At 69.8% G+C, this 6,932-nt stretch carries 7 protein-coding genes and 1 tRNA gene; 3 read left to right on the top strand and 5 right to left on the bottom strand.

Features of this window, described 5'->3' with window-relative positions:
- Positions 1–80: 80 nt before the first annotated feature.
- The 4 genes from RMN86_RS14445 to RMN86_RS14430 all read right to left on the bottom strand — a co-directional run bounded on the left by RMN86_RS14445 (position 81) and on the right by RMN86_RS14430 (position 2,951).
- Entirely contained in the window at positions 81–752 is a 672-nt protein-coding gene (locus RMN86_RS14445; protein ID WP_309606556.1) for a hypothetical protein, read from the bottom strand.
- Positions 753–880: 128 nt separating this feature from the next.
- Entirely contained in the window at positions 881–1,195 is a 315-nt protein-coding gene (locus RMN86_RS14440; RefSeq protein ID WP_309606555.1) for a hypothetical protein, read from the bottom strand.
- The gene (locus RMN86_RS14435) at positions 1,192–1,839 is read right to left on the bottom strand and encodes an HD domain-containing protein (RefSeq protein ID WP_309606554.1); all 648 of its coding nucleotides are present in this window, start codon (positions 1,837–1,839) and stop codon (positions 1,192–1,194) included. The genes RMN86_RS14440 and RMN86_RS14435 overlap by 4 nt, the downstream gene beginning before the upstream one ends.
- A gap of 8 nt (positions 1,840–1,847) precedes the next feature.
- Positions 1,848–2,951, bottom strand: a complete 1,104-nt coding sequence (locus RMN86_RS14430) for an NADH:flavin oxidoreductase (protein ID WP_309606553.1) — start codon at positions 2,949–2,951, stop codon at positions 1,848–1,850.
- Between the two features lie 158 nt (positions 2,952–3,109).
- On the opposite strand from RMN86_RS14430, the gene RMN86_RS14425 reads away from it, so the two are divergent.
- The 3 genes from RMN86_RS14425 (at position 3,110) to RMN86_RS14415 (ending at position 4,702) form a co-directional block, all read left to right on the top strand.
- Positions 3,110–3,184: transfer RNA gene (locus RMN86_RS14425), tRNA-Gly, on the top strand.
- Between the two features lie 63 nt (positions 3,185–3,247).
- Complete coding sequence (locus RMN86_RS14420; protein WP_309606552.1) at positions 3,248–4,288, top strand: hypothetical protein; 1,041 nt, start codon at positions 3,248–3,250, stop codon at positions 4,286–4,288.
- 165 nt (positions 4,289–4,453) lie between these two features.
- Positions 4,454–4,702 (top strand): DUF6356 family protein, encoded by a 249-nt coding sequence (locus RMN86_RS14415; protein ID WP_309606551.1) that lies wholly within the window; start codon positions 4,454–4,456, stop codon positions 4,700–4,702.
- Between the two features lie 4 nt (positions 4,703–4,706).
- Here the strand turns inward: RMN86_RS14415 and RMN86_RS14410 are convergent, their stop codons facing one another.
- Entirely contained in the window at positions 4,707–6,812 is a 2,106-nt protein-coding gene (locus RMN86_RS14410) for a M13-type metalloendopeptidase (protein ID WP_309606550.1), read from the bottom strand.
- Positions 6,813–6,932: the final 120 nt, after the last annotated feature.

Below are 6,932 nucleotides of genomic sequence, written 5' to 3'. Positions count from 1 at the left end.
GGGTCCCGCTTTGGCGCGGTCACGATGACCTCTTTGCGCCGTGGCGGGACCCGCCATTTCCGATCTCAGGCTGGATTGGTTCAGTCGTCGTGTCCGTGGGATCCCTCGGATTGCACCGAGGCGCCGGCCGCCGATTGCGCGGCGACCTCAGCGGCTTCCTTCGCGGTCTGCGCGGCCGCGGCGGCCGGCGTCACGGTCCCGGCGGCCACGGAGGCGGCCAAAGCCGCGGCTTCCGCCGCTTCCTGGGCGGCCTGCGAGGCCGCGGTCGGCGGCGTGGAGGTCGTCTCGGTGGCGGACTCGACGGCGGATTCCGCGGCGTCAGCGGCTTCCTTCGCCGCAATGGTCGCAGCGGTCGCCGAGGTCACCGCGCCGGATGATACGGCGGCGGCTAGGGCCGACGCCTCCGCGGCCTCGACAGCGGCCGCGGTCAGGGGGGTCCCGGTCGCGGCGGCGGCGGCCTTGGCGGCCTCGACGGCGGTTTCGACAATCTGATTGGCGGTGATCACCGCCGCGGTGGCCGGGGTTACCGTGCCCGCCGCGACCTTCGCCGCCAGGGAGGCCGCCTCGGCCGCGCGTTCCGCGGCGTCGGCCGCCTGTCGCGCCGCCTGTTGCGCGGCCGTCGGGGCGGCCGCGACGCTCGCGCCCTCGCGGTCGCCGTTGTCGTCCTCCGCCAGCGCGCGCGTCGAGGTGAGCGCAGCGCCGGCAATGGTCAGGGCGATGAGCGCCGAGCGGTGAAGGGCGATGAATTTCATGACTTGCCTCGCAGGTGTTCCGTGACGCCGAGCCCGCGGAGTGCGAACGGCTTCCGGAACCGACGAAGCCGATCGCCAGAGTCCACATCGGCGCCTGGAAAGGTCGCCGCGGAGGGTCCCGTCAGCCCCTAACCGCAACCCCCGTGGCCGCAGCCGGGGCCGGCGAGCAGCACGACGCTCAGCAGGGGGACCGCCAGGATGAAGGGCGCGGCGGCCAGGGCCCAGAGCCCGCGGCGTCCGTCGCGCACCACCGCCACGATACTCAGCGCCAGCCAGGCGAGACCCGCCAGCGCGATCAGCGCCACGCCCGCGATCCCCCGGAACGGTCCGAAATGCACCAGGAACAGGGCCTGCGCCAGGCAGCACAGGCCGCCGACCACCAGGGCCGCGCGGGTCATCGGGTGGAGCGGCGGCTTGCGGGTCGGGGCCGGCCCGGCGGTCAAGCCGCCTCGCGCTTGTAGATCGAGGTCTTCGGCGCCGCCGTCACCCGCCGCAGCATTGGCTCGAAGGCCGAAAGCGGCATCGAGTCATAGGCCGGATCAAAGCTGTTCTGGTCGTAGAGGTGGCAGAACTGGGCGCAGTGCTCGAAGTGCGGGTGGCCGCGGAACTGCTCGCGCATGTCGCGGTCCAGGCCGATGTGCTGGAAGAAATAATAGCCCTGGAAGACGCCGTGCTTGTCCATCATCCAGTGGTTGGCCTCGGAGACATAGGGCGCGAGGATCGCCGCGCCCAGTTCGGCGTGGGCCGCCGGACAGAGGATGTCGCCAATGTCGTGGATCAGGGCGCAGACGACATATTCCTCGTCGCGGCCGTCGCGATGCGCTCGCGTCGCGGTCTGCAGAGAGTGCTCCAGCCGGTCCACCGCGAACCCGCCGTGGTCGTTGTCGAGCAGCATCAGGTGGGCGATCAGCCGGTCCGGCAGCTCGCCCCGGTGCGGCGCGGCGGCGCGGGCGATCGCCTGCCAGTCCTCCTTGGTGCATTCCATCATCGAATGGAACGTCGCGCGGTCGTGCAGTTCGCCGTCGGCCATGGCGGCCTCCTCTGAAATCCTGCCCGCGATGGTGCGGCCGTCGGGCGCCGGCGTCAACGTGAGCCTCAGGCCGGTTCGGTCTGCGGCTCCTCGACGAAGCCCTTCCAGTTCGACATGTATTTGACGAAGGCCGGGCCCAGGCCCTCGGCGCGCAGGTGCGCGGCGCTGACCGGCGTGCGGATCGGGGTGAAGGCCGGATCGGCGGCCAGCAGCTGCGGATAGTCGTGGTGCAGGATCGCCGCGCGGCCCAGCAGCACGAAGTCCATGCCGCGCTCCAGGCAGGCGCGCGCGTCGTCGGGCGTCATGATCTTGCCCGCGCAGCCCAGCCGCGTGGCGCCCCTGGGCAGGTCGGTGAACCAGGCCATCAGCGCGCGGTCCTGATAGGCCTCGTCGACCGGCTGCTTGGCATAGTCCCACAAGGACATGTCCAGATAGTCGAGACGGCCCTCGGCCAGCACCTGGCGGGCGAGGTCACGGATCTCCATCAGGTCCAGGTCGAACCGTTCCGGCGACAGCCGCAGGCCCAGGCTGAAGTCCGCCCGGCAGCGGGCGCGGATGCCCTCGACGATGTCCTTGATCGGCCGCGCACGGTTCTCCGGGCTGCCGCCATAGCGGTCGGTGCGCCGATTCAGCGGCTCGGCCAGGAACTGGCACAGGATGTAGGAGTGCGCCCCGTGGATCTCGACCCCGTCGAAGCCGGCCCGGTCGCTGCGCTCGGCGGCGACGATGAAGTCCTCGACCAGCTGCTCGACCTCGCCGGTGGACAGGCCGCGCGATCCGGTCGCCTCGTCGTCGGACGGCCCCACCGGAGCCTCGCCGATCAGTTCTTTGGGGCTGCGCATGCCCGCGTGATGCAGCTGCACCACGGCCAGGCTGTCGTAGCCCTTGATGGTGGCTGCGAGCCGGGTCAGGCCCTCCAGGTGTTGGTCGCCGAACACGCCCAGCTGTCCTGGGAACCCCTGGCCGACCCGCTGCACATGCGCCGCACAGGTCATGGTCAGGCCAAAGCCGCCCCTGGCCCGCATCGTCAGCCACTTGAACTCGTCGTCCGAGAGCGTGCCGTCCGGGTGGCTCTGCGAGTTGGTAAGGGGCGCCAGCGCCAGTCGATTCTTCATCGCAGGGCCGTGGGCCAGCGTCATCGGCGCGAACAGGTCGGGCAGGTCGGTCAAGGCGGAAGTCCTTCAAACGTGTGTTTGACACCTCTTAGCGGACCCACGCGCCGCTCGGCAATCCAGCGAAGCTGACAACGGCGCCACGGGCGCTGGCGCCGGCCGGTGGCTTGAGGCCCGCCGGCAGACCGGCTATGGAACCGCACCTCAACCGATATGCGGGCGTAGCTCAGGGGTAGAGCACCAGCTTCCCAAGCTGGGTGTCGTGGGTTCGAATCCCATCGCCCGCTCCACTGTCCAGCCTTGAAATTTGCGGGCGCGCGCGGACTGTGATCCGCCGCCGTCCGGGAGCAATCGTGTCCTGGCGCCGCACCCTTGCCGTCCTGCTGACCCTGGCCGCGGCCTCCGCTGCGCGCGCTGAGCCGGCGCCGCGCACCGAGGTCGCCATCCGCCAGGTGCGGCTGAGCAACGGCGCCCTGCGCTACGCCGTGCCGGTGACCATCGGATCGACCCCGCTGCTGGCCAGCCTCGACACCGGATCCACCGGCCTGCGCATCCTGCCCGGAACGCTCGGCGCGATGGACGCCACAGCGACGGCGGAGCCTGAGGTCTACGGCTATGCCTCCGGCTCGCGCTACGAGGGGGTGGTCGGCGAGGCGGCGGTGGCAATGGGCGCCGCCCGCGGCCGCGCGCCGGTGCACCTGATCCGGACCATCGGCTGTTTCGCCCATCTGCCGCGCTGCCCGGCCTCGCGCACGACGCTCGCGACTTACGGCATCGCCAGCGACGGCCTGCCGGGCGAGGGCTTCCGCGCGATCCTGGGCCTCGACATGGCGCCGGGCCGCGTCGGCAGTCCGCTGGAATCTCTCGGCGTGCGGCGCTGGATCGTCGAGCTGCCGCGGCCGGGCGAGCCGGATGGCCGCCTGATCCTCAACCCCACCGAGGCGGAGACCGAGGGCTATGTCAGGGTCCCGCTAGCGGCGCCCTACGCCCATGAGCGGGGCGGCGGCCTGCATGACGCCGTGCCCGGTTGTCTGGCCAACGAAGAGACCCATGCGCGGGCCTGCGGGGTCGTGTTGCTGGATACCGGCGCGCCCGGCCTGGCGGTGGCCAACGGCCAGCTCGTGGGGCCGCCCTGGCCCGCGGGAACCCCGGCCGCGCTGGACCTGTTCGACGCCACAGGTCGCCTCGCGATCCATGAGGTCCTGACCATCGGTTCCCGCGACCAGGGCGCACGCCTCAGCTACCGCCAGGACGGGCATGTCCTGGGCGTGGTGATCTATGCAGGGACCGCGCCCTATTTCGCCTATTCGGTGCTCTATGATCCGCGCAAACGCGTCCTCGGCCTGAAACCCCGCGCCCTGTCCGACCCATCGACTCCGCAAGCGCCTGGGTAAATTAGGACCTTGGTAATCCTTGCCTGAAGGAGAATTAAATACTCCATAATGGCAAAATCCTAGAATCGGGATCTCGATCCTCCGACAACGAGGGTCCATCTGAGCAATGACATTCCCCCCGACCCGCGCACAATGGCGGCCTGTTTGATTCAAGGGTCTCCGGCCATGCTTCGCGCCTTTACCGACCATCCACAAACCGTCGGCGAGAGCTATGGCGAGCACCTGGTCTCAGCTTCGGGCTTCGCGCTGACGATGTCTGCGGCCGCCGCGGCCTGCCTGCTCCACGGCCTGTTTCCCTTCGCCTTCCAGACCAGCGGCAGCCGCCGGATCAAGGCGCTGCACGCCCGCATGGTCACCGCCCGCCACCGCCGCCCGGAACCTCATGGGGTGATGGGTTGGGCGGAAGGAATCTAGCCCTCTACCAGATGCGAACACGCTGCTCCGGCGGCACATAGAGCGTGTCGCCAGGCGCGATGTTGAACGCCTTGTACCAGCCGTCGATGTTGCGGATCGTGCCGTTCACCCGAAAACGGGCCGGTGAGTGCGGGTCGGTGACCAGGCGCTGTTTCAGGGTCTCGTCGCGGATCTTCTCGCGCCACACCTGCGCCCAGCCAAGGAACACCCGCTGGTCGCCGGTCAGCCCGTCGATCACCGGCGCCGGCCGGCCGTGCAGGCTGGCGTGATAGGCGTCCAGCGCCAGGCTGAGCCCCCCCATATCGCCGATGTTCTCGCCCAGGGTCAGGGCGCCGTTCACATGGGCGCCGGGCAGCGCCTCGAAGGCGGAATACTGCGCGACCAGCCGCTCGGTCTGCGCCTTGAACTTGGCGGCGTCGCCGGCGCTCCACCAGTCGGCGAGCACGCCGTCGCCATCGAACTTGCGGCCCTGGTCGTCGAAGCCGTGGCTGATCTCGTGGCCGATCACCCCGCCGATGCCGCCGTAGTTGATCGCCGGATCGCCGTCGGGATCGAAGAACGGCGGCGCCAGGATCGCGGCCGGGAAGACGATCTCGTTGTTCACCGGGTTGTAGTAGGCGTTGACGGTCTGCGGGGTCATGCCCCACTCGGCCTTGTCCACCGGCCCGTTCAGTCGGGCCACCTCGCGGCGCCACTCATAGGCGCCCGACCGCTCCAGGTTGCCGAGCAGGTCGTCACGCTTCAGCACCAGCGGGGCATAGTCGCGCCACTTGGCGGTGTAGCCGATCTTGACGGTGAACTTGGCGAGCTTCTCCAACGCCTTGGCCTTGGTGTCATCGCCCATCCACGGCAGAGCCTCGATGCGGGCCTTCAGCGCGGTTTGGATATCGCCCACCAGGGCGTCCATCTTGGCCTTGGCCTCCGGCGGGAAATATCGCGCCACATAGGCCCGGCCGACCGCCTCGCCAACGGCCGCATTGGTGAATTCAACGGCCCGCTTCCAGCGTGGCCGCTCTTGCGGCTGGCCGGCCAGAGCCTTCGAGCGGAACTCGAAGTTGGCCTCGACGAACGGCCTGGAGAGGTACGGGGCCGCCTCGTCGGCGACGTGGAACGCCTGCCAGGCCTTCAGTGTGTCCAGCGAGGTGTCGGCGTAGATCTTGGCGAACTTCGGAAACGCGGTGTCGGTGGTCACCACAACGCGGTTGACGCCGCCCAGGTCGTCGGCGGCGAGGTAGCGGGTCCAGTCGACGCCAGGGGTCAGCGCATTGAGCTCGGCCGGCGTCATCGGACGATAGCTCTTGTCGATGTCGCGCCGCTGCACCCGGGTCCAGGAGGCTTCGGCCAGCCTGGTCTCGAACGCGACGATGGCCTTGGCGCTGTCGCCCGGTTTCGCCCAGCCGGCCAGCGTCAGGATCTGCTGCACATAGGCCAGGTACTGGGTCTTCTTGTCGGCGAAGGCGGCCTGCAGATAGTAGTCGCGGTCGGGCAGACCCAGGCCCCCGGTGGACGCGACCACGGCATATTTGTTGGGGCTTTTGAAGTCGGTGGTGATCCCCACCGGGAAGATCGAGGCGTAGGCCGTGCCGCTGGCCTTGCCCATCAGGTCGGTGAACTGGGCCTTGGTCCGGACCGCGCGGATCTCGGCCAGGGCCGGGGCGAGCGGCCTTGCGCCCAGCTTGTCGGCCAGGGCCTCGTTCATGAAGGATGCATAGGCCGCGCCGATCTTGCCCGCGTCCGGGTCGGTGAGCTTGCCGGCCGCGGCATCCATGGCGATGGCGTGCGCCCGGTGCTCCGACAGCACCGCGAGCTTGTCGAAGTTGCCGAACCGCACCCGGTCGGCGGGGATTTCGGTGCGCCGCGCCCACGCGCCGTTGGCGTAGGCGAAGAAGTCGTCGCCGGGCCTGATCGACCGATCCATGCCAGAGGTGTCGAAGCCCCAGGCCCCGTATTTCGGCGAGGTCAGGTCGGCAGCCGCCTCTGCCGCTTCCGCCGCCGGGGCCTTGGCGGTGGCCGGCTTCGCGGGCGCCTTGGCCTCGCTTGGGGCCGGCGTCGCGCCCAGGGCCAGGACCGCGCAGGCGGTGAGAAGGAAGTCTCGGCGAACGGTGATCATCTGCGTCTCTCGGATGCGCGGAAGGGGCAGGCCGCGCGAATTTTGGCCCTCAACCCGACCAAACGGGGAATTTTGATCCAACGCAAGGGCGGCGTCGAGTCGCCGCCGTTGGGCGGGCCG

Origin of the sequence: Phenylobacterium sp. (genome assembly GCF_031360265.1) — a bacterium.
Classification (GTDB): domain Bacteria; phylum Pseudomonadota; class Alphaproteobacteria; order Caulobacterales; family Caulobacteraceae; genus Phenylobacterium.
The sequence above is the reverse complement of the archived record's forward strand: the minus strand, read 5'-3'. Positions and strand labels throughout refer to the sequence as shown.

Excerpts from the sequence above, each read along its gene's own strand:
- RMN86_RS14415 (WP_309606551.1), top strand. The coding sequence starts at position 4,454 with ATGCTTCGCGCCTTTACCGACCATCCACAAACCGTCGGCGAGAGCTAT.
- RMN86_RS14410 (WP_309606550.1), bottom strand. The coding sequence starts at position 6,812 with ATGATCACCGTTCGCCGAGACTTCCTTCTCACCGCCTGCGCGGTCCTG.
- RMN86_RS14445 (WP_309606556.1), bottom strand. The coding sequence starts at position 752 with ATGAAATTCATCGCCCTTCACCGCTCGGCGCTCATCGCCCTGACCATT.